Below are 19436 nucleotides of genomic sequence, written 5' to 3'. Positions count from 1 at the left end.
CGCCTCGGACACCGGAACCAGCGAGTCTCGACTGCCACTCAAGACTTCCCCGGCGCCCCGTGCGTTAACCAGAAGTGAGGTCAGGTTAACTTCGGGTGTCCGGATCTCCGCGGAGCGCGGCGCGCACCAGATATTCACAGCAAACCCGCAGGTAAAACGCACTTTCTTTCATGCACGAACGGCACTGTGTTCGTAGCCACCACCGCAGGTGAATGTGATTCGGGTCTGCATAGAGATACCGATTCGACCGGTTGTGTAACGATTTTCTGGCATCGCCCGATGCGGCCAACTCCTACCGAAAGGCGAACACATGTTCCCCGCTCTGACCCAGTTCTTCAACGACTTCACCGTCTTCGGCGGCGACCTCCTGCACGTCGCCATCACCATCGGTTTCGGCGGATAGGCCACCGTTGGACGCCGGTACGCGGCCCCTCGACGCAGGGGCTTTGCGTACCGGCGTTCGCGTCCTGTTAGACTGATCTCCGGTCGTCGGCAAGACGCTCAGGGGCTATGGCGCAGTTGGTAGCGCGACTCGTTCGCATCGAGTAGGTCAGGGGTTCGATTCCCCTTAGCTCCACAGAGAAAGGCCAGGTCAGAGGATGTTTTCCTCGGCCTGGCCTTTCGTCGTATCAGAGACAGCCCGCAGTCAGCCCGCAGTAGACCTGATCGCCTCGTCCAACGCCTCCGCAACACCATCGAGGTCGTCATCGAACAGGTCCGCGTACACGTCGAGCGTCATCGACGCCTTCGCGTGTCCAAGCATCCGCTGCAACGCCTTCACGTTCGCGCCGGCCTGAACCGCCAGCGACGCCGCAGTGTGCCGCAGATCGTGCGGCGTGATCGTTGGAAACCCAGAGTCGACGACCTGACACGCCGCCACCGCCGGCCGGAACGTCCTCGACCTGTAGTTCGAGTTCCGTAGAACACTGCCCCGCGAATCAGTGAACACCAGATCGTCCCGCCGCTTCCCGACCATCAGCGCCGCCAGCTCATCAGCCAAAGCCTTCGGGAACGGCACCGAACGCCGCTCGTGATCCTTCGGAGTGCCCCAGTCGAGTCCGTTGGCCTCAGTGACAGATCGAGCGACGTCGACACGGCGACGAAGCATGTCGAAGTCCTGAATACGCAGTGCAGCCATCTCACCCCACCGAAGTCCTGTGTAGGCGAGGAACCGGACAACCTCAGGACGGAAGTCGACCGTCTCGGCGAGTAGTGACACCTGCCCGTGTGTCAGATATCCACGGTCCGCGTGCAGCCGCTTAGGCAACTTCACCCCATCGCACGGATTCTTGACGATCCGGCGATCCTCGACTGCTTGCCCGAGCACCTGACGCAGTATCCCGAAACAGTTCTCGATCGTCGGCACACCGACATCACTGGCGACCATCTGCGCGACCCACGACCGGACGTGCGACGAACGAATATCGCCGACCCTCCTACTCCCCCAGTGTGGTTGCACGCGACTCTGCCACGCCGAGGCCGACGTCTTCGCTGTCTTCGCCGCGACGTGCCCTCGGGCCGCGCTCCACTGCTCGTAGACGACATCGACAGTCAGGACACCTGCTGCTGGATCGACGTAAGAACCGGTCACCTGCGCGCTGGTCACCTCGTCAATGAACGCCTTCGCGTCGACCCTGCGGTCGAACAGCTTCTCCCGCTCCTGGCCATCATCGTCGACGTACCGAGCGCGCCACCGCTTGCCCTTGCCGTCGTTCGCCGAGGGTGTGCCGTCCTGCTTCCGCCACCGGTCCTCGACACCAGCACGACGATTACGCCTCTGAGTCATCGCCGACGTCCCCCCTGATCGACCTCGGATATGTCCGCTCTAGCGCAGCACATGCCGCCGCCGCCTTCTTCAGTTCTTGCCGGTACACGACCCGTCCAACCCTCGCCACCTTGTCTAGCTCGACAATTGCCTCAGCCACGCGTAGGAGGTTCTCGTCGGCCTGCGCGCCCGAAGTGGCAGCCACCGCCGCCTTGTACTGGTCGATAAGTTCAGAGACGATCCGGCCCGGACCGTGCAGCATCTCAGCGCGTTCGAGCTCGTGGTCGAACGCGTCCGGCCCGATGTGGCTGACGAGTTCTTCGTAAGCAAATTCGATGCTGTAACCGTTGATCATCTCGTGCACCGACGAGTTCAACAGCGCGGCAATCCACACGGCCTCGAACAGTTTCACTGGTCTCTCGCCGCTTTCGATGCGCTGGATCGTTGCCTGGTAGAACTTCGTTCCCGTGTTATCGGGATAGTCGGTCAGCATCTTCGCAAACTCGGTCTGCGACAACCCCATAGCTTCCCGACGCACTCGCATCTCGTGGAAGAAGTTCTCCTCCCAGTATCCGAGGTCTCGCGGCAGATATTCGGTGTCCTTGTCGTCGCCCATGCCAACAGCCTAAACACGTGACGATGCGCCCACAACTTCACGTGTGATACAACTTGAGTGCATCATGGCGATGCACCCACAACGACACGATGGAGTACGAAACATGACCGATCCGATCCTCACCACCAAGCAGGTGAGCGAGCAGTATCCATTCCTCCCTGCCGCGACTCTCCGCTACTGGCGCCACGCCAACCGCGGACCCGCGTCGTTCGTCCTCGGCACGAAAGTGCTCTACCGGAAGTCCGAGATCGAGCGATGGATCGCCGAGCAGGAGGCCGCCACCACCCGCGGAGGCGCAGCTTGATCTTGACCTGGCCGCAGGCCGAGCACGCCGACCTCGGCCTCATCGAGGACGACCACACCCCCGACATGCGAAAAGCCCCGATGCTGCATCCCACCAAGAACGCCAGCACCGAGGCCACCGCCAACGATCACGAAGGAATCGAAAGCTATGTCTGATCCTACCTTGAACACCGAGCCCACACCCGCAGAGACCGCGGCCCGGCCAAGCAGGCCGACCGTCCTCCACTGGGCGATCCGTGGCCGCGACATCACGTACTGCGGTATCTACGCACCTGCACCGGATTGGGAGACCCGTGGCAGCGATATCGACGCACCGGAACCGGACTGGAAAACCAAACTCCCACCCACCGGCCCAAAGGTGGTCTGGTGCGACACCTGCACGTTCATCGCCGACCTCGAGGACGAACTCGACGACATGTACTTCAAGGGTCGCCAGTGACATATGGGGTCGACTGGGACGCGGTGCACCCGTACGTGCGCCGCGTCCTCAGGGGGAAGTACGGATACCTGCCGATCCTCGGCACCGCCGAATGGCAAGCACTCGCAGACAGCGACCCCGCCAAGGTCGCGTCGATCATCGTGGCCGGCGACCGCTGGGCACTCGAAACCGACCTCCTCGAAAGGTCAGAGCGGCGTGCCGCTCTGAAGGACGCCTCGATCGAAGCCTCACAGGAACTCGATTGGGCGCGCGTCGCCAAGCACATCGCAGACCGCGACGCCTTCTACCGACAGCATCCCGACCTCAGGAGGAAGACAGCGTGAACAACACCCAGAGTTGCAACTCACCTATGGGTACGGTTGCAACTCTCCACACCGAGAGTGTCAACCGAGTTGCAACCGAGTTGTGCGGCTACGTCGATGTGGGCTCGATTCTCGACGGTAGTGCAATCGAACCTCCGGTCCCTTCCGTCTGCCTCCGCTCGGACGGCATCGGCCTGTTCTACGAAGGCCAGTTCAACGTCGTGTTCGGCGACCCGGAGAGCGGCAAGACTCTCCTGTGCGACTTCGCTTCCGTGGAAGCCCTCGCCGCTGGTGGCCGCGTCCTCCGGCTCGACCTCGATCACAACGGTCCTCAGAGCACCCTGTCCCGTCTCATCGACTTCGGTGCCGACGAGGAAGTCCTTCGCGACGCCGAACGCTTCCTCTACGTCGAACCTGCCGAGCGCGTCCAGATGCTCCACATCATCGAACACATGGAGGTCTGGAAGCCAACCCTGGTGATCCTCGACTCCATCGGCGAACTCCTGCCGTTGTACGGCAGTAATTCCAACTCGGCCGATGAGTTCACCGACGTCCACACGCGGGTGATCAAGCCCCTCACTCGAACTGGCGCTGCAGTCGTCGGCATCGACCATCTCGCCAAGGGTGCCGACAGCCGCGCCTACGGTCCGACCGGCACCGCGGCCAAGCGACGAGCGATCGGAGGCACCAGCATCCGCGTCAAGGTCGACCAAGCGTTCACCCCAGACGCCGGCGGGTCCGCCTACCTGTCGATCCACAAGGACCGGCACGGAGGACTTCGGCGCCATTCACCCTCGGGCGATCGGGAACCGCTCGCCGGGAAGTTTTGCATCCTAGGCGACACGATCAACGTTCAGGCCCCGCTGAGCACTGATCGGAATCCCGAGGAGACCGCACCAGAGGCCGACGTCGCCGCGATCGCCAATCTCGACCCGGCACCGACATCGGCACGCGAGACCCGGGAACGACTCAAGTGGAGTGACAAACGCGCCCGCACCGCGTTCAAGTCCTGGCAGAAGGAGTCCGCCTGATGGCACTCACCGCAGACGAGTTCGAGCAGATGAGCCGCATCACCGAGCAGTACACCGGCCGTCCCTGGGACGGCAGCGACACCCACCTCGACCAGACACTCCAACTACAGGAACTCGACTCCAACATCACAGACGCGCACATCGCCTGGCTCGAACGCGCCCGCCGACGAGCCCACCGAGCAGGACGCGAATGGAACGCCGCCGAGGTCGCACGGCAAGCACGTATCCGGGAGGCCGGCGAATGACCCGCAAACGATCCTCCAAGCCCTGCCTCGGATGCAGCCGCCACACCAAGTCCGTCACCCGCTACTGCGCCGACTGCCGCCCAGCAGCACACCATCCCTACGTCCAGAAGGTCGACGGACTCATCACCTTCGCCGGCCTCACCCTCACCACCGATCAAGCACGGCACCTCGCCGACGCCATCCACGACACCATCGAAGAGGAAACACCATGATCGACCACGACGACGACCTCATCCGCCTCAGTCCCATCGGACACCTCAAGCTCACAGTCTTCGACGCGAACACATCAATCGGACCAGTCGAATGTCCAGTCCTCTCATTCACCGATCAACGACTCGGAGACTTCGCACTCCTCCTCGATCCCGTCATCGAGCAAGCCCAACACCTCCATGCCGTCCTCGGCGACTACCTCCAAGGCCACCTCCACCGGCAGGAGGAGGGATGACAGCCCGCCCCTGCCACCGCTGCGGTGAGCCCATCCCCACCGGCACCTACTGCCCGGACTGCCACCCCGGAGACACCAAGCCGACCGCCCACTCCCGTGGCTACGACGCCGCATGGACCCGGCTGTCCCGACGAGCCCGCAAGCTCCAACCCTTCTGCTCGGACTGTGGTGCCACCAACGACCTGCAGACCGACCACTCCCCCGAAGCCTGGGCACGCAAGGCCCGGGGCAAGCCCATCCGCCTCACCGACATCGACGTCGTCTGCGGCCCCTGCAACCGAGCCCGAGGCCAAGCACGACCGGGGAGGGAAGGTAAAAGACCAGGTCAGAGACCCGAAGGCAAGGCACAGAAGGCGTTACACTTGGAAATGATTACCATCAAGGGCGGGGGTGGTGTGGCGTGAAGGCGGGTCCGAAGGCTGCGGTGAGCGATCAGCCGCTCCCGTTTAAGCCCAGGTCAGAGGTGGAGTCGGAACGGTTTCTGGCGTTCGCTGACAAGTTTTTGCGGGTGCCGAAGGGTACGAACAGCCGAGGGAAGCTGCACTTGCGGGACTGGCAGGTGGAGATCGCGCAGGACGTGTTGGATTCGGGTGCTCGCACGGTCGGCCTGATGCTTCCGCGTGGCTCGGGCAAGACGACGCTGAACGCCGCGATCGGCTTGTATGCCTTCTTCTGCTGGGGCGACGGCGCGAACGTGGTGGTCTTCGCTGTCGATGAGCGTCAGGCGGGTCTGGCGTTCTCCGCGGCCCGCCGCATGGTGGAGCTGTCCCCGGAACTCGCCGAGCGTTGTCAGGTGTTCAAGGAACGCCTGTACATTCCGGCGACCGACTCCAGCTTCGCGGTCTATCCGGCATCGCCTGCCGCGGCCGAGGGTTTGGACTATGTGTTGGCGATCGTCGACGAGGCCGGCGTGGTGAACCGTGACTTGTTCGAGGTGGTGCAGCTCGCTCAGGGCAAGCGCGCCAAGTCGGTCCTGGTGGCGATCGGCACGCCGGGTCCGAACGTCGAGGATCAGGTGCTGTTGTCGTTGCGGGAGTACGCCCTCGCTCATCCTGATGATCGGTCGATACGGTGGCGGGAGTTCTCCGCGGTCGGCTTCGAGGACCATCCTGTCGACTGTGAGCACTGCTGGAGCCTGGCGAATCCGGCGTTGGATGACTTCCTGCACCGTGATGCTTTGGTGGCTCTCCTGCCGCCGAAGACGCGGGAGGCGACGTTCCGCCGAGCGAGGTTGTGCCAGTTCGCCACAGACGTCGACGGCGCGTTCCTGCCGCCCGGCGTGTGGGACTCCCTCGCCAACGGTGAGCCGGTCCCGGACGGCCTCGACGTGGTGGTGGCTCTCGACGGCAGCTTCTCCGATGACACGACGGCCCTGCTCGTCGGCACCGTGTCGACCGAGCCGCACTTCGACAAGATCAAAGTGTGGGAACGCCCACCGGGCGATGAGTCGTGGCGTGTCCCGGTCGCCGAGGTCGAGGACGAGATCCGCAAGGCGTGCCAACGCTGGAACGTGGTGGAGATCGTCGCCGACCCGTTCCGCTGGACCAGGACGCTGCAGGTGCTCGAGTCCGAACGCCTGCCGATCCTCGAGTTCCCTCATTCCCCGTCGCGGCTGACCGCTGCGACCGGCGACCTCTACTCAGCCGCCCTGAACGGCAAGATGTCGCACTCGGGAGATTCCACTCTCGCCGCCCACGTTGGTGCCGCGGTGATCGTGGAGGACTCCCGGGGTATCCGCCTCGCCAAACAGTCGAGGTCGAGGAAAGCACGAAAGATCGACCTGGCCGCGTGCCTGGTCATGGCGCATTCACGAGCGACGTGGCGCGCTACCCGCAATACCCGCAAGAAGGCGAGGAGCTTTCGATGACCGATACCCTGACGACTCTGCTGCAGCGCTTGGATGAGCCCGCGGCCCGCTACGCCGAGAACGAGCGCTACTACAACGGCACCCAGCCGCTCGCGTTCCTGGCCCCCGAATCCCGCGAAGCTCTCGGCGACCGCTTCGGCCGGATGGCCTCGAACATTCCCCGACTGGCGATCACGTCCCTGACCGAACGCCTTCGCGTCACCGGGTTCGCCGGCGTCGAGGTGTGGGATGACTGGCTCCGCAACGACCTCGATCAGACTTCGACGATCGCGCACCGTGAGGCACTGCTGCTCGGCGCCTCGTATGCGATCGTGTGGGCCGACCACCTCGGCCGGCCGAAGGTGACGATCGAGTCAGCGAAGCAGGTCACGGTCCTCACCGATCCCGGCAGCCGTGAGGTGATCGCCGCCCTGAAGCGTTGGGAGACCGCGACGACGACCGAGGCTGTCCTGTACGGCCGCGACGAGATCGTGCGGCTGCGGGCCGAGCAGACCGGTGCGACGACGGCAGGGTTCAAGGTCATCGAGACCTTGGCGAATCCGCTCGGGATGGTCCCGGTCGTCCGGCTCACGAACTCTGATCGCCTCCTCGACGAGGGAGTCTCGGAGATCGAGGACTTGAAGCCGTTGGTCGACGCCTTGAACAAGACGCTGACCGACATGCTGACGACCTCGGAGTACGTTGGCCGGCCGCGCCGCTGGGCGACCGGCATCGAGTTGGAGGAGGACGAGGAAGGCAAAGCCATCAACCCGATCCCGGAAGGCAATCGGGCGATGGTGTCGGAGAACCCGGACTCCAAGTTCGGGCAGCTCGACTCGGCGAACTTGGGAGGCTACGAGGCCGCGGTCCGCATCCTCCTCGGGCAGATCATGGCGGTCTCGGCACTCCCCTCCCACTACATCGGGCAACTGACGGCGACACCACCGTCCGCTGATGCTCTCCGCGCTGCGGAAGCCTCACTGACCGCCAGGGCGCAGGCCCGCCAGCAGGTATTCGGCCGAGCCTGGGAGCAGGTCGCCCGCCTGATCGTCGCGGTCCGCGACGGTGCCGACCCGCACCGCGTCGAGCCTCGGATCGTGTGGGCCGACCCCGCGACCCGCTCGATCGGGCAGGAAGCCGACGCCATCGTGAAACTGTTCTCCTCGGGTCTGTTGCCGGCCGATTACGCACTGCAGCGTCTCGGATACGGCGACGACGAGATCACCGCGATCCGGCAGGCCCGCCGTACCGCCGCGGTCGACGCCGCCGCCATCGACCTGTCGAAGCTGGTGAACTGATGGCCTACCGAGACACCCTCGCCCAGTTGGCGACGGACTCCGAGCAGACCGTCCTAGCCGCCTATCACTCGTACCTGGAAGGTCTCCTCGACCGGGAAGAGACAGTCCAGATCATCGCGCAGTTGATCGCCGAAGCCAACGGCCGGGCACGGTCTCTCGCCGATATGGCGATGGCGACGCAGATGATGATCGAGCTCGGCGAACCGCTCCCCGTCTCGGGCGTCGACTTCCCCGACGAGAGCCCGCGACTACGGAAGGCCGCCGACACCACCCTGACTGTCGCCGAAGCGTCACCGGTGCCCGATGCGATCGTCGGTCGCCTCGCCCGGTCCGAACCCCTCGAAGCTGCTGCGGAGGCGGCGCAGGACTCGATGGTCCGGTCCGGGCTCACTCGAGGATGGATCAGGCACAAGTCAGCAAACGCCTGCCAACTGTGCGAATGGTGGTGGCGCGAAGGCCGAGTCTGGCCTGCCGAGCACCCGTTCCAGCATCACAAGGGATGCACCTGCAGCCCCAAACCAGTCCTGAAGAAGGGAATCAAGGAGACATGGAAGACAGCCCGAGCGAAGGGAATCCGATGACCGACACCGACCAGACGACAGACGTTCAGCCCGAACCTGCCATCGACGAGAATCCCGGTTTGGAACCGGAAAACGACGAGGAGGCTTTTACGCGGCCCCGCGAAGAAGTTGGGGATGACCCCGAAAAGCCTGATGACGACGCTGACACGTTCTCCCGCGAGTACGTGGAGAAGCTACGGCAGGAGAACGGCAAGTACCGTCAGCGCGCCCAGCGGGCCGACGAACTCGCCCACCGCCTGCACCGTGCCCTCGTCGCCGCCGATGGCCGCCTGCAGGACCCGACCGATCTGGACTACGCCGACGACCACCTCGACGAGGATGGTTCCCGGCTCCGGGAAGCGATCGACGACCTCCTGCAGCGCAAGCCTCACCTGGCTGCTCGCCGGCCGATCGGCGACGTCGGTCAGGGAGCCACTTCCCAGAGCCGGGAAGTCGACCTCCTCGGCATCCTCGGAGGCAGGTAGAAGGCATTCTCACTATGTGAGACGATGAAGGGGACGTTCCTGGTGGACGTCCCCTTCTTCTCGTCCTGGTGGCGTGAACTTCCGAATCTGGAACTACCGCCTTCAGGAGGCTCCTCATGGTCGAATCGACCACCACCAACCCGTCCCTGCTCGCCGAACAGGTCTCGTCGCTGCTCGTCCAGCCCCTCGAAGCCGCCAGCGTCGTCCTCGGCTCCGGCCCCCGCATCTTCGACACCGCCAGCGAACTCCGCATCCCCAAGCTCGTCTCCGGCTCCACCCCCGGCTTCGTCGGCGAAGGCGGACTCATCCCCGACACCGCCGACATCGCCTTCGACGAGGTCCGGCTCATGCCCAACGAACGCAAGTCGATCAAGACGATCATGCGATTCACCAGCGAACTCGTCCGTCAGTCCGTCATCGGCATCGACGCCGTGATGAAGGCACGCCTGGTCAAGGACGTCAGCGACCTCCTCGACGACGCCCTCCTGCAGGGAGCCGGCACCGGCGACTCGATCACCGGCATCACCAAGCAGACCGGCGTCACCACCGGCGAACTCGACGTCACCGACCCCGACAGCCTGCTCGACGCCATCGCCGCCCTGAACGCCATCGAGGTCACCCCGAACCGGTGGTTCCTGTCCGGCGCCGACTTTGCGGCACTCCGCAAAGTGAAGGAAGGCACCGCCTCCAAGCGATACCTGCTCGAACCCGATCCGTCGAAGCAGTCCGGCACCACCTTGTTCGGCATCCCCGCGACCGTCACCAACAAGCTCCCCGCCGGCACCGCAGTCCTCGCCGACATGAGCACCGTGGCGATCGCCCGCGACACCAGCCCCTCGGTCACCGTCCTCAACGAGCGGTACGCCGAATACGACCAGGTCGGCCTGCGCGTCACGTGTCGTTACGACCTCGGCCTCCTGCACCCCGAAGCCGTGTCGGTCCTGACCGCCGAGACCCCGTAATGAGTGCGCCGACCGGCGCAGACGTTGCTGCATTCCTCGGCCAGGGCGACGACACCACACTCGCCGCCCTGGCCGGACAGCACGTCACCATCATCACCGCGATGGCACGCGCATACACCCGCGGTGCAGGCTTCAACAACGACGAACCCTCAGAGGACATCGCGGCCGTCATCACGACCGCCACAGCACGCCTGGTCACCAACCCCGAGCAGTCCGAAGACCTCGCCATCGGTTCCTACCGCACCAAGGGAGGATTCCAAGGCTGGACGTTGGCGGAACTGTTCGTCCTGAACCGCTACCGGAAGAAGGCGCAGTGATCTACCGGGACCGCGTGAAGGTCGCCTACCGCATCGACACCGGCGAGGAAGACGCCCACGGTAACCCGATCGAGACGATCGTCGAGAAGAACGTCCTGGCGAACGTGTGGCCGCTGGGAACCGAGCAGAAGCTGGACGGCGACCGACAGTACGTTCGGACCCGCTATCAGATGATCCTGGCACCCACGGTCGACATTCCCGCGTACATCGGCGACGCCCTCACGATCACCTGGCGTGACTACGTGACCCTGTACGTCGACGGCAGCGTGGAACGGCACTACATGGGGTCGAAGCTGCACCACTACGAACTCATCACCAAAGCCATCGTCGGGTAGTCAGGAAACCGTCTACAGCCCGCAGTGCGCCCGCAGTAGATCCACAACGGCTCATACGGCACCAACGACGACAACGCACTGACCTGCACAAACTCGATGCGGCCAACGAAGGCAAGAGCAGCAAACTCCCAGTTTCACCCGTTCGCATCGAGTAGGTCAGGGGTTCGATTCCCCTTAGCTCCACAGAAGTGAGGCCAGGTCAGAGGAAATCCTCGACCTGGCCTCACTCGTTCTCACGGCCGCATCCCCGGAAGCGCTTCCGCCAACAGACGAGCGATGAGAAGACGGCGCACGCCATCGCCACGCTGATCGGCACCGCCCACGCGATCACGCCGAGACCAGCCAAGATCAGCAGCATCACCAGGGGCACGAACAGCGGGAGGAGCGAGCCCGCACCGGGCCACGAGCTCATGAGCCGTCGCCGGCGGCGGCGTCGGGTAGGTGGACGCGCCGCGCGTGATCGACGAACTCCGCCAACGCACGCCACGGGTCCGCTACCTGTGCGGCCCCCCGACATGCCCGCAGGATCATCCCGCCACGCGCCGCGCACTGCGGCGCTGATCTCAGCGTCATCACCCGTGACCTGTACGGAGAGTTCTTCCATCCGGCTCACGAGCTTCTGCACGCGCGGGTCGTCGGCGGTCGCACCGGACAGGCGCAATTCCTCGACTCGTCGGTACAGATGAGGCCATTCGATCTCGGTCCGGTAGGCCAGGCCCGGACCGGTCTCCGCCGCTGCGGCAGCGAGGCGCTCGCGTTGCTCCCCGTTCAAGTGGCGGTCGAGCACCTCGCCCGCGCCGGTGCGAGCCGCTCGCATGAGCCGCAGCATCTCCGCAGGGTCGACGCACTCGACACTGGCGTCCCCGGCGGCGACCACTGCGGCCAGTCGTTCCCGCAACCGGCCCAGAGCGATCAGTTCCGCATCGACGCGCCGGAGTTGATCAGACAGCACCCGTAGCGGGGCGAGCCATCTCGTCCCAGTGATGCAGGGTCCGCACCGTCAGTCCGCTCGTCTCCGCGACCTGACCGGCGCTCCACCGCTTCGACACGTTCGCCATGTCTCCACCATGCAACCTCACGTCGCGTGAGGTGCAAGCCGCGCGAGACACACCGCGCGTGAGCTCCACCCCGAACTCCGGAAATCGGACGCTACCTGCGGTTTCGTGTCTCACCTCACAAACTGGGCGAGGCGCCGTCGTTGACCTGCAATATCACCGAACTACTACAAAGCACCATAGGAGCTTGGTAACGACCTAATAACGGTATCGCGACGAACTCATGTACGTTCGTCCGCAGTCCTCGAACAGCCGCCGTTCGCGGCCCGAATCGCCTGCGTGGCCGGCTGTCGAGAGGAAGCCACCCTCCCCGACACCAAGGTCTGACCATGCATCCGAATCGCAAACCGCTGAAGTCCGCCCTGCTCGTCGCGGCCGGCCTGGTTCCGGTCACCGGAGCCCTGATGGGCGTGACGTCGAGTTCCCCGGACCGCGTGGCATCCTCCGACCACGCCGCGGCCTCGACGCCCATCCGTGCCGAGGCCGACCCCCGTCCGGCACCGTCGACCACCCAGACCCCAGTCCGGCCGGTCGCCGCCACACGGCACGCCACCCCTCCCGCACCCGCGCTGCCCGCCTCGGTGACGACCGGCGTGATCCCGCGCATCAACTTCGAGGCCTACCGCTCGGCTGCGGCCACGATGGCCAAGACCACGCCCCGATGCCATATCGATTGGAAGCTGATCGCAGGCATCGGCCGGGTGGAGTCGCAGCACGCCAACTTCGGTGACGCCGACTCGCGCGGCCAGTTGCGGCATCCGATATACGGCCCCGTCCTCGACGGCTCGCTCGCCGGCAACCAGGTCATCGCAGACACCGATGGCGGACGCCTCGACGGCAACGCACAGTACGACCGCGCCGTCGGACCGACCCAGTTCCTCCCCGCGACGTGGGAACACTATGCGGCCGACGGCAACGGCGACGGCAAAGCCGACCCGCAGAACCTCTTCGACGCGGCACTGACGACGGCGCGCTACCTCTGCGACGAGAACCTGGACCTGGCCGATCCGGCCGGGCAGAGCCGCGCCGTCCTGCGATACAACAACTCCGCCGAGTACGTCAGCAACGTCCTCGGATTCGCGCGGAGTTACTGAGCGCGCCATTCCACCGCGCGCGTCCGTTCACGCGACGCCGTTCTGTCGTCCGACTAGACGACTTAAGCCGGTTTGTCCGACCCTTCGCATACCATCCCGGATGTCCGACTGAGGGTTTCATCCCTCAGGCAACACCTTTCACAGGAGTCCGAGATGACAAACCCCGAGTCGCAGCCTCAGCAGCCGAATCCGTACGGTCAGCAGCCGAATCCTTACGGTCAGCCGTACCCGTACGCCCCGCAGCCGCCGGCGAAGAAGCGAAAGAAGTGGCCGTGGATCGTCGGCGGACTGGTGGTGCTGTTCATCGCCGTGATCGCGGGCTGCTCAGCCATGGTCGGCGGCGTCGCGAACGAGATCGACAAGGCCGCGAACAGCACCGCCACCGTCACCTACCGGGTCACCGGCGGGGGCACCGCGTCGGTGACCTACAGCGACAAGGACTTCAACATGGCCCAGGACACCGCAGCGCAGCTGCCCTGGACCAAGGACGTGACCCTGCAGGGGTTCGGCAAGATCGCCAGCCTCACCGCCACGAACGACTTCGAGGCCGACGCGAGCCAGACGATCACCTGCGAGATCCTGGTGAACGGCCAGGTGAAGAACACCCAGACCAGCAAGGGTCCGGCGGCCACCGCGAACTGCACCTACAGCGTTCCCACCGAGGAGAGCCAGCCGAGCAGCTAATCGCCCGGGTTGTCCGCAGGTCCCGTCGCCATGACGGGACCTGCACGCCCCGGCCCACGACGATAAGCTCAGCGGCATGGCGCTCAGTGATACAGAGGTCGCGACGGTCCTCGACCGTGCGATCGCGACGATCGACCCGATGCTCGACGTGCTCATCACCGCCGATCCGCTGGACCTGAAGCCTCGGACGCACGCCTTCCAGAATCCGCGGAACTGCCTCGACCGCAGTGCCGTCGCAGCGTCCGGCGTTCTCAACGTCCTCGACTGGCCGGGTACCGCCGGATGGGACGACCTGCCACTGCGCGACCACGCCGACTGGTGGGTCTCCCGCATCGGTCTGGTGACGACCGGCGGCGTCGCGTTCCCCAGCATCTTCGGTCCCTGGACCAAGAAGCTGCCGATGTCCGATTACCTGGGATTCGCCAGCCAGGCGCTGGTGCTGCGTGCGGTGAGCCGTGAGTACGGCGTGGTGTCACGCGACGCCGCGGTCACGATGCTCGCATCGATCCTGTTCGGCCGGAACCTCGATGTCCGACTCGAATCCCCTGCCGACGCCGAACCCTTCGACGACGGTTCGACCCGCCGAGAGAAGGCGTTCGTGTCCCGGCTGTGGAGCGTTGGCCGCACCCTTCACGACCTGTCCCGGTCGCTCGGCGATCGACCGGGCTCTCCACGCCTGTTGAGCTGGCTGGGCTGGATCCCGTTCGTCGGCGGCGCCGCGAGCTATCTCGGTGAACTCATCGCACTTCGCCGCGCTGCCAAACTGTGCAGGGAATGGGTAGTCGCCCACCCCGACACGATCAGCACCGGCGAGCAGCCCTGACAGCGTGCATCTCGCGGAAGACGCCTACGACTCCTCGTCGTCCTGAGAATCGGCCGCCGCGTTGCGCGCGGCGGCGATCTCCAGCGCACGACGCGCCGTCGCCTCATCCGGATAGGGTCCCATCCGATTGAATACGTTGCCGATCTTGCCCTGCGTCACGTTGCCCGTGGAGAGATCGAAGTACCACTGGTCGTCGTCGCTCATGTCTCCAGCCTAGGGCGAATCATGCCGCACGGCAGCGTTACACAGCCGTTCGACGGAACTGCAGGCTGTCGTGATCATCGTCGGCGCTGTCGTCGTACTCGGACTGGTAGGCGAAGTCGTAAGCCGGGAGATGGTCGAAGGCCGGGTCCTCGTCGTCGATCTCGAGGACGATCGCTCCGCCGGGCCGGCGGAGGCGTGCGGGCGGCTCCATGTAGGTGGGTTCGGCTCGACGAGACTGCAGCCGCTCGTCCTCCAACCGCTGACGTCGGCGGCGAGCCGCGCGCTGAGCAGCTCGCGCGTGCTCCTCACGCACCGTTCTGCGCAGGAACACCAGATACAGCGAGAACACCGTGACCATCGCGACCGCGGCGATGATCCCCCACGGCCGGAAGACGAATGCGCCGACGATAGATCCGATCGTGAGCACCGCCAGGATGAGGACCATCCGCTGCCGTTCGCGGTACTGCATCCGCTCGCGTTCGGCCACATGGTCCGGTCCGCGCCCGCCGCGACCGCGCAGTTCGCGCGCCGTCGGAGCAGACCCCGCGTCGTCGTCCAGGACGGAGCCGAACTCGCCCGCCGCCGCTGCATCGTCGTCATCGTCCTGCGCGTACTCGTCCTGCGCGTACTCGCTCTCGTCGTCCTCGGCGTCGTACTCGTCGTACTCGTACGCGTCCTGGTCGTCCTCGGCGTGCTCCTCGTACTGGTCTTCCTCGAACACCTCGCCGTCGTTCGCCTCGTCGTATGCCTCGTCCACCGGGATCTGATCCGCGTCACGCGCGGCCTGTGCCTCGTCGAGGTCGACCACGTCCGCTACAACCACCGGGATCTGGTCGGTCATCTCGACCGCCGACAGGACGTCCACATCCGGCCCCGCCTCAGACTCCGCCTCAGGCTCCTCGGCAGACTCTTCGGCGTCGACCATCTCGGCGTCGTCCAGTCCATCCAGGTCGGCGTCGTCGAGTTCGACATCGACCACATCGTCGTCCTCGGTCTCCGCCGGTGTCTGGTCTCCGGCTTCGTCGACGAGCTCCGCGTCGACGGTCTCGATGACCCCCGAATCGGCCTCCAGACGGTCGACGTCGTCATCCCGATCGTCGACTGCCGCATCCGCTTCGTCCGCCGCTTGCGTCGCGGAAACGGCCGTGACGTCGGCCTTGCGCTGCGCGGCCTTCGCCTGTTCGGCGGCCTTCGCGGCTGCGCGCTGGGCGGCGCGCGCCCGAGCCGCGGTCCTGCTCGACGTCCGCCGACTCGAGCCGCCACGGTGCACCAGGCGGGTGTTCGCAGCCGCTTCGGTTGTCTTGCGGGCCTGAGGCCGACCGCGCAGCACCATGGGGACCAGCACGAACAGCCAAACTGCGATCAGGGTCACCCACAGCACAGAAGTCGGCATGACCGGCAGCTCCTTTCCGGGTCGAGCGACGAGTATCCACTCCACAGGGTAGGAACCGTCCGACGGCGTGCGGCTCAGGCGCGCCGGGGAACTTCCATTTCTCAGCGAACGATCAGCACCTCAGACGGCGTGGGCGCGACCGGCGCGGATCAGTGTGTCGACCGCGCTCCCCGACACCTCGTCGACGGTAAGCCCGAACAGCAGATGGTCGCGCCACCGCGCGTTCACATCCATGTACCGCTTCAACAATCCCTCGCGACGGAAGCCGATCTTGGTCAGCACCGCCTGCGACGCCGCGTTCTCCGGCTGCACGGTGGCTTCCAGCCGGTGCAGTCCGACCGGCCCGAAGGCGTGATCGACACCCAGCGCCACGGCGGCCGAGGCCACGCCACCGCCCGCCACGTCGGAATCGACCCAGTACCCGATCCACGCGCTGCGCACCGCCCCGCGCTGAACGTTGCCGATGGTCAGCTGCCCGGCGTACCGTCCGTCCACCTCGATCACGAAGGGCAGCACCGTTCCGCGCTTGGCCTCGGACTTCAGGAGCGAGAACAGCGGCGCCCAGGACGACGGCTGGTGGCGCGCGTCCCACGGCCCCTGGCCGGTCGGTTCCCACGGAAGCAGGTCGTTCTGGTTTTTGATCCGCAGTCGACTCCACTCGCCCGCATCACGCATCCGGATCGGGCGCACGCGAACCACACCGGACTTGACCCGGACGGGTCCCAGCTCCGCCGGCCAACCCGGGCTCCGCGGCGAATCGACCAACCACCTCAGCACAGGGCGATTGTAGTCAGGCGGCCCGGCCCGCTATCCGCGCTGCGCCAAGAACATGACATCGACGTGATCACCGGTCCGCAGTTCTTCGACGTCCTCGTCCACCACGATCAGGCAGTTGGCCTCGGCCAACTCCGCCAGCAGATGGGAGGCGCCGCTCTCCGACTCGCCGATCACCTGGACGAGATACTCCCCGGACCGCTCGTCGCGCATCAGCTGGCCGCGCAGGAATCCGCGCCGGCCCTCCACCGACAGAATCGGGCCGATCGTCCGTGCCGTCACCATGCGCCGCATCGGCTGCCGTTTGCCGAGGGCGATGCGGATGAGGGGCCGGACCATCACTTCGAAGGTGACGAGCGCGCTGACCGGGTTGGCGGGCAGCAGGAAGGTGGGGATCTCGTCCCGCCCGAGCCGTCCGAAGCCCTGCACCGATCCCGGATGCATTGCCACACGCCCGATCTCGAGGTCGCCGAGATCGGCGAGCGCCTCGCCCACGGCGCGCGACGCGGCCCCGCCGATCGATCCGCAGATCACCACGATCTCCGACCGGATCAGCTGGGCCTCCACGGCTTCGCGCAGGCGGGCGGGGTCGCGCTCGGCGATCCCGAGGCGGTGCACGTCGGCGCCGGCGTCGCGCGCGGCGGCCGCGAGGGAATAGCTGTTGATGTCGAAGACCTGCCCGGCACCGGGTTTCCGATCGATGTCGACCAGTTCGTTGCCGACGGCGATCACCGAGACCCGCGGTCGCGGATGCACCAGGACCCGCGACCGTCCGACCGCGGCCAGCAGACCGACCTGCGCGGGGCCGATCACCGCGCCCGCGCTGACCGCGACGTCACCGGGACGGACGTCGTCGCCGGTGCGCCGGACGTAGTCGCCGCTGTCGACGGCGTGCCCGACCATCACCCGCGATTCGCCCCCGTCGGTCCATCTGACCGGCACGACCGCGTCGGCCAGCGTGGGCATCGGCGCTCCGGTCTCGACCCGGACCGCCTGTCCCGGCTGCAGCCGGGTCGGGGTGCGCGAACCCGCGGTCACGTCTCCGACCACCGGGAGATGCACCACGAGCCGGCCGCTGTCGTCGAGTTCCTCCACCTCGATCCCGTCCGCGTTCAGCTCGGTCACATCGTCGGGGGCGGGAGCGCCGGCCGGCGCCACATCCACCGCGCGCACCGCGTAACCGTCGACGGCGGCTTGATCGAAACCGGGCAGCGGGTCGGAGGTGACGACCTCCTCCGCGCACAGCAGGCCCTCGGCCTCGGAGATGGCCACCTGCACCGGTCGCGGTGCGACCACCGAAGCCGTCACGAGGCTCAAATGGTCCTCGACCGAGCGCATAGTTCTCCTCACGTCCCCCGAGTGGTCTCAGATCGGTGCGCGCCGACCGCTCGCACGACCGGGCAACGCGCAGTTCGAGGCTAACGGCCCGCTTCGCGCAGAGCCCGCAGGCGCGCTGAACACAGCGAGATCGGTCAGTCGTCGGCGAGCCGTCGAACCAGCCATTCCCGCAGCTCCGGACCGTAGTCGTCACGGTCGAGAGCGAAGTCGACGGCGGCCTTCAGATATCCGCCGGGATTCCCGAGATCGTGCCGGCTGCCCTCGTGGACCACGACATGGACGGGCTCGCCCCACTCGATCAACAACGCGATCGCATCCGTCAGCTGGAGTTCGCCGCCCGCGCCCGGCTCGATGGTGCGCAACGCGTCGAAGATCTTGCGGTCGAGGATGTACCGGCCCGCCGCCGCCAGATTCGAGGGAGCTTCCGCTGCGGGCGGCTTCTCGACCATGCCGCGCACCCGCTTGACCTCCGGATCGTCGGCGACCTCCTCGACGTCGAAGACGCCGTACGCGCTGATCTTCTCCCCGGGCACCTCGATCGCGCACAGGACGCTGCCGCCGTACCGAGCGTGTGCGGCCGCCATCCGGCCGAGGACTCCACCGGGCAGCACCAGATCGTCGGGCAGCAGCACCGCGATCGCATCCTCGTCGTCGGCCAGTTCCGGTTCCACGCAGCCGACGGCGTGGCCGAGGCCGAGCGGGCGGTCCTGCACCACCGAGTCCACCTCCAGCAGCGACGGGGCGTTCCGCACCTTGGCGAGCATCGCCTCCTTGCCGCGCTTGGCTAGGCGGCCCTCGAGGACCAGGTCTTCGACGAAGTGCGCGACCACACCGTCTTTACCCGGCGAGGTGACGATCAGCAGCCGCTCGGCACCCGCCGACTTCGCCTCTTCGGCCACCAACTCGATGCCGGGGGTGTCGACGATGGGCAGCAGTTCCTTCGGCACCGTCTTGGTGGCCGGCAGAAACCTGGTGCCGAGACCGGCCGCGGGAACGACGGCGGTGTACGGGATGGGCGGCGCATGCATCACGGCGCGCCGGCCTGACGGTCGAGCGGAGGTGTCGGACATGTGCCTCAGCGTAATGGCCGTTTCTGGCAGGATCGGACGTGAGTCTCTGAAA

Annotated in this window: 27 protein-coding genes and 1 tRNA gene; 19 read left to right on the top strand and 9 right to left on the bottom strand. The window is 66.1% G+C overall.

Features of this window, described 5'->3' with window-relative positions:
• Nucleotides 1-504 precede the first annotated feature (504 nt).
• A tRNA-Ala gene (locus GSI01S_RS02350) sits at nt 505-577 on the top strand.
• A 69-nt stretch (nt 578-646) separates the two neighbouring features.
• Here GSI01S_RS02350 and GSI01S_RS02345 read toward each other — a convergent pair.
• Entirely contained in the window at nt 647-1786 is a 1140-nt protein-coding gene (locus GSI01S_RS02345; RefSeq protein WP_006894741.1) for a tyrosine-type recombinase/integrase, read from the bottom strand.
• On the bottom strand, nt 1770-2381 hold the full coding sequence (locus tag GSI01S_RS02340; protein WP_006894740.1) for a helix-turn-helix domain-containing protein: 612 nt from the start codon (nt 2379-2381) through the stop codon (nt 1770-1772). The genes GSI01S_RS02345 and GSI01S_RS02340 overlap by 17 nt, the downstream gene beginning before the upstream one ends.
• Before the next feature lie 103 nt (nt 2382-2484).
• Here GSI01S_RS02340 and GSI01S_RS02335 point away from each other — a divergent pair, with 103 nt between their 5' ends.
• From GSI01S_RS02335 to GSI01S_RS20020, 4 genes are read left to right on the top strand one after another with little or no spacing between them, the layout of a single operon-like run.
• Nucleotides 2485-2685: a helix-turn-helix transcriptional regulator gene (locus GSI01S_RS02335; RefSeq protein ID WP_006894739.1), complete on the top strand. Its 201-nt coding sequence runs from the start codon at nt 2485-2487 to the stop codon at nt 2683-2685.
• A gap of 2 nt (nt 2686-2687) precedes the next feature.
• Nucleotides 2688-2840 carry a hypothetical protein gene (locus tag GSI01S_RS20030; protein WP_006894738.1) on the top strand — a complete coding sequence of 51 codons (153 nt, stop codon included), beginning with the start codon at nt 2688-2690 and terminating at the stop codon, nt 2838-2840.
• On the top strand, nt 2833-3123 hold the full coding sequence (locus GSI01S_RS20025) for a hypothetical protein (RefSeq protein ID WP_006894737.1): 291 nt from the start codon (nt 2833-2835) through the stop codon (nt 3121-3123). The genes GSI01S_RS20030 and GSI01S_RS20025 overlap by 8 nt, the downstream gene beginning before the upstream one ends.
• Nucleotides 3120-3446, top strand: coding sequence for a DUF2742 domain-containing protein (locus tag GSI01S_RS20020; RefSeq protein WP_006894735.1), 327 nt, complete (start codon nt 3120-3122; stop codon nt 3444-3446). Before GSI01S_RS20025 ends, GSI01S_RS20020 begins: the two co-directional genes overlap by 4 nt.
• Before the next feature lie 20 nt (nt 3447-3466).
• Here the strand turns inward: GSI01S_RS20020 and GSI01S_RS20745 are convergent, their stop codons facing one another.
• Entirely contained in the window at nt 3467-3877 is a 411-nt protein-coding gene (locus tag GSI01S_RS20745) for a hypothetical protein (protein ID WP_439644228.1), read from the bottom strand.
• Here GSI01S_RS20745 and GSI01S_RS20740 point away from each other — a divergent pair, their 5' ends adjacent.
• From GSI01S_RS20740 to GSI01S_RS02275, 11 genes are all read left to right on the top strand, one after another.
• Entirely contained in the window at nt 3878-4456 is a 579-nt protein-coding gene (locus GSI01S_RS20740) for an AAA family ATPase (protein ID WP_439644227.1), read from the top strand.
• Entirely contained in the window at nt 4456-4701 is a 246-nt protein-coding gene (locus tag GSI01S_RS02320) for a hypothetical protein (protein WP_006894733.1), read from the top strand. Before GSI01S_RS20740 ends, GSI01S_RS02320 begins: the two co-directional genes overlap by 1 nt.
• Entirely contained in the window at nt 4698-4913 is a 216-nt protein-coding gene (locus GSI01S_RS02315) for a hypothetical protein (RefSeq protein WP_006894732.1), read from the top strand. Before GSI01S_RS02320 ends, GSI01S_RS02315 begins: the two co-directional genes overlap by 4 nt.
• A complete protein-coding gene (locus GSI01S_RS02310; protein WP_006894730.1) occupies nt 4910-5146 on the top strand; it encodes a hypothetical protein in 237 nt (78 codons plus the stop codon). The genes GSI01S_RS02315 and GSI01S_RS02310 overlap by 4 nt, the downstream gene beginning before the upstream one ends.
• A gap of 400 nt (nt 5147-5546) precedes the next feature.
• Complete coding sequence (locus tag GSI01S_RS02305) at nt 5547-7013, top strand: terminase large subunit domain-containing protein (RefSeq protein WP_006894727.1); 1467 nt, start codon at nt 5547-5549, stop codon at nt 7011-7013.
• Entirely contained in the window at nt 7010-8290 is a 1281-nt protein-coding gene (locus GSI01S_RS02300) for a phage portal protein (RefSeq protein WP_006894726.1), read from the top strand. The genes GSI01S_RS02305 and GSI01S_RS02300 overlap by 4 nt, the downstream gene beginning before the upstream one ends.
• Entirely contained in the window at nt 8290-8871 is a 582-nt protein-coding gene (locus GSI01S_RS02295; protein ID WP_006894725.1) for a hypothetical protein, read from the top strand. Before GSI01S_RS02300 ends, GSI01S_RS02295 begins: the two co-directional genes overlap by 1 nt.
• Nucleotides 8868-9335: a hypothetical protein gene (locus GSI01S_RS02290; protein WP_006894724.1), complete on the top strand. Its 468-nt coding sequence runs from the start codon at nt 8868-8870 to the stop codon at nt 9333-9335. Before GSI01S_RS02295 ends, GSI01S_RS02290 begins: the two co-directional genes overlap by 4 nt.
• A 116-nt stretch (nt 9336-9451) precedes the next feature.
• Nucleotides 9452-10297, top strand: a complete 846-nt coding sequence (locus GSI01S_RS02285) for a phage major capsid protein (protein ID WP_006894722.1) — start codon at nt 9452-9454, stop codon at nt 10295-10297.
• On the top strand, nt 10297-10614 hold the full coding sequence (locus GSI01S_RS02280) for a hypothetical protein (protein ID WP_006894720.1): 318 nt from the start codon (nt 10297-10299) through the stop codon (nt 10612-10614). The genes GSI01S_RS02285 and GSI01S_RS02280 overlap by 1 nt, the downstream gene beginning before the upstream one ends.
• Nucleotides 10611-10949, top strand: coding sequence for a hypothetical protein (locus GSI01S_RS02275; RefSeq protein WP_006894719.1), 339 nt, complete (start codon nt 10611-10613; stop codon nt 10947-10949). The genes GSI01S_RS02280 and GSI01S_RS02275 overlap by 4 nt, the downstream gene beginning before the upstream one ends.
• Nucleotides 10950-11172: 223 nt before the next feature.
• Here GSI01S_RS02275 and GSI01S_RS02270 read toward each other — a convergent pair whose 3' ends face one another.
• Nucleotides 11173-11901, bottom strand: a complete 729-nt coding sequence (locus GSI01S_RS02270) for a hypothetical protein (protein WP_006894718.1) — start codon at nt 11899-11901, stop codon at nt 11173-11175.
• Nucleotides 11902-12333: 432 nt separating this feature from the next.
• Here GSI01S_RS02270 and GSI01S_RS02265 point away from each other — a divergent pair, with 432 nt between their 5' ends.
• The 3 genes from GSI01S_RS02265 (at nt 12334) to GSI01S_RS02255 (ending at nt 14605) form a co-directional block, all read left to right on the top strand.
• Nucleotides 12334-13098, top strand: coding sequence for a lytic transglycosylase domain-containing protein (locus tag GSI01S_RS02265; RefSeq protein WP_006894717.1), 765 nt, complete (start codon nt 12334-12336; stop codon nt 13096-13098).
• Nucleotides 13099-13251: 153 nt separating this feature from the next.
• Entirely contained in the window at nt 13252-13782 is a 531-nt protein-coding gene (locus GSI01S_RS02260; protein WP_006894716.1) for an MmpS family transport accessory protein, read from the top strand.
• 76 nt (nt 13783-13858) lie between these two features.
• A complete protein-coding gene (locus tag GSI01S_RS02255) occupies nt 13859-14605 on the top strand; it encodes a hypothetical protein (RefSeq protein ID WP_006894715.1) in 747 nt (248 codons plus the stop codon).
• 24 nt (nt 14606-14629) lie between these two features.
• Here the strand turns inward: GSI01S_RS02255 and GSI01S_RS02250 are convergent, their stop codons facing one another.
• The 5 genes from GSI01S_RS02250 to GSI01S_RS02230 form a co-directional block, all read right to left on the bottom strand.
• Nucleotides 14630-14809 carry a hypothetical protein gene (locus tag GSI01S_RS02250; protein WP_006894714.1) on the bottom strand — a complete coding sequence of 60 codons (180 nt, stop codon included), beginning with the start codon at nt 14807-14809 and terminating at the stop codon, nt 14630-14632.
• Between the two features lie 37 nt (nt 14810-14846).
• Complete coding sequence (locus tag GSI01S_RS02245) at nt 14847-16202, bottom strand: SepX/GlpR family protein (protein WP_006894713.1); 1356 nt, start codon at nt 16200-16202, stop codon at nt 14847-14849.
• A 120-nt stretch (nt 16203-16322) separates the two neighbouring features.
• Nucleotides 16323-16979 (bottom strand): GNAT family N-acetyltransferase, encoded by a 657-nt coding sequence (locus GSI01S_RS02240; RefSeq protein ID WP_039866720.1) that lies wholly within the window; start codon nt 16977-16979, stop codon nt 16323-16325.
• Between the two features lie 30 nt (nt 16980-17009).
• Nucleotides 17010-18314, bottom strand: a complete 1305-nt coding sequence (gene glp / locus GSI01S_RS02235; protein ID WP_006894711.1) for a molybdotransferase-like divisome protein Glp — start codon at nt 18312-18314, stop codon at nt 17010-17012.
• 134 nt (nt 18315-18448) lie between these two features.
• Complete coding sequence (locus GSI01S_RS02230) at nt 18449-19384, bottom strand: UTP--glucose-1-phosphate uridylyltransferase (RefSeq protein ID WP_039866719.1); 936 nt, start codon at nt 19382-19384, stop codon at nt 18449-18451.
• Nucleotides 19385-19436: the final 52 nt, after the last annotated feature.

It is taken from the genome of Gordonia sihwensis NBRC 108236 (genome assembly GCF_000333035.1).
GTDB lineage: Bacteria > Actinomycetota > Actinomycetes > Mycobacteriales > Mycobacteriaceae > Gordonia > Gordonia sihwensis.
This window is presented reverse-complemented; position numbering and strand designations above follow the sequence as displayed.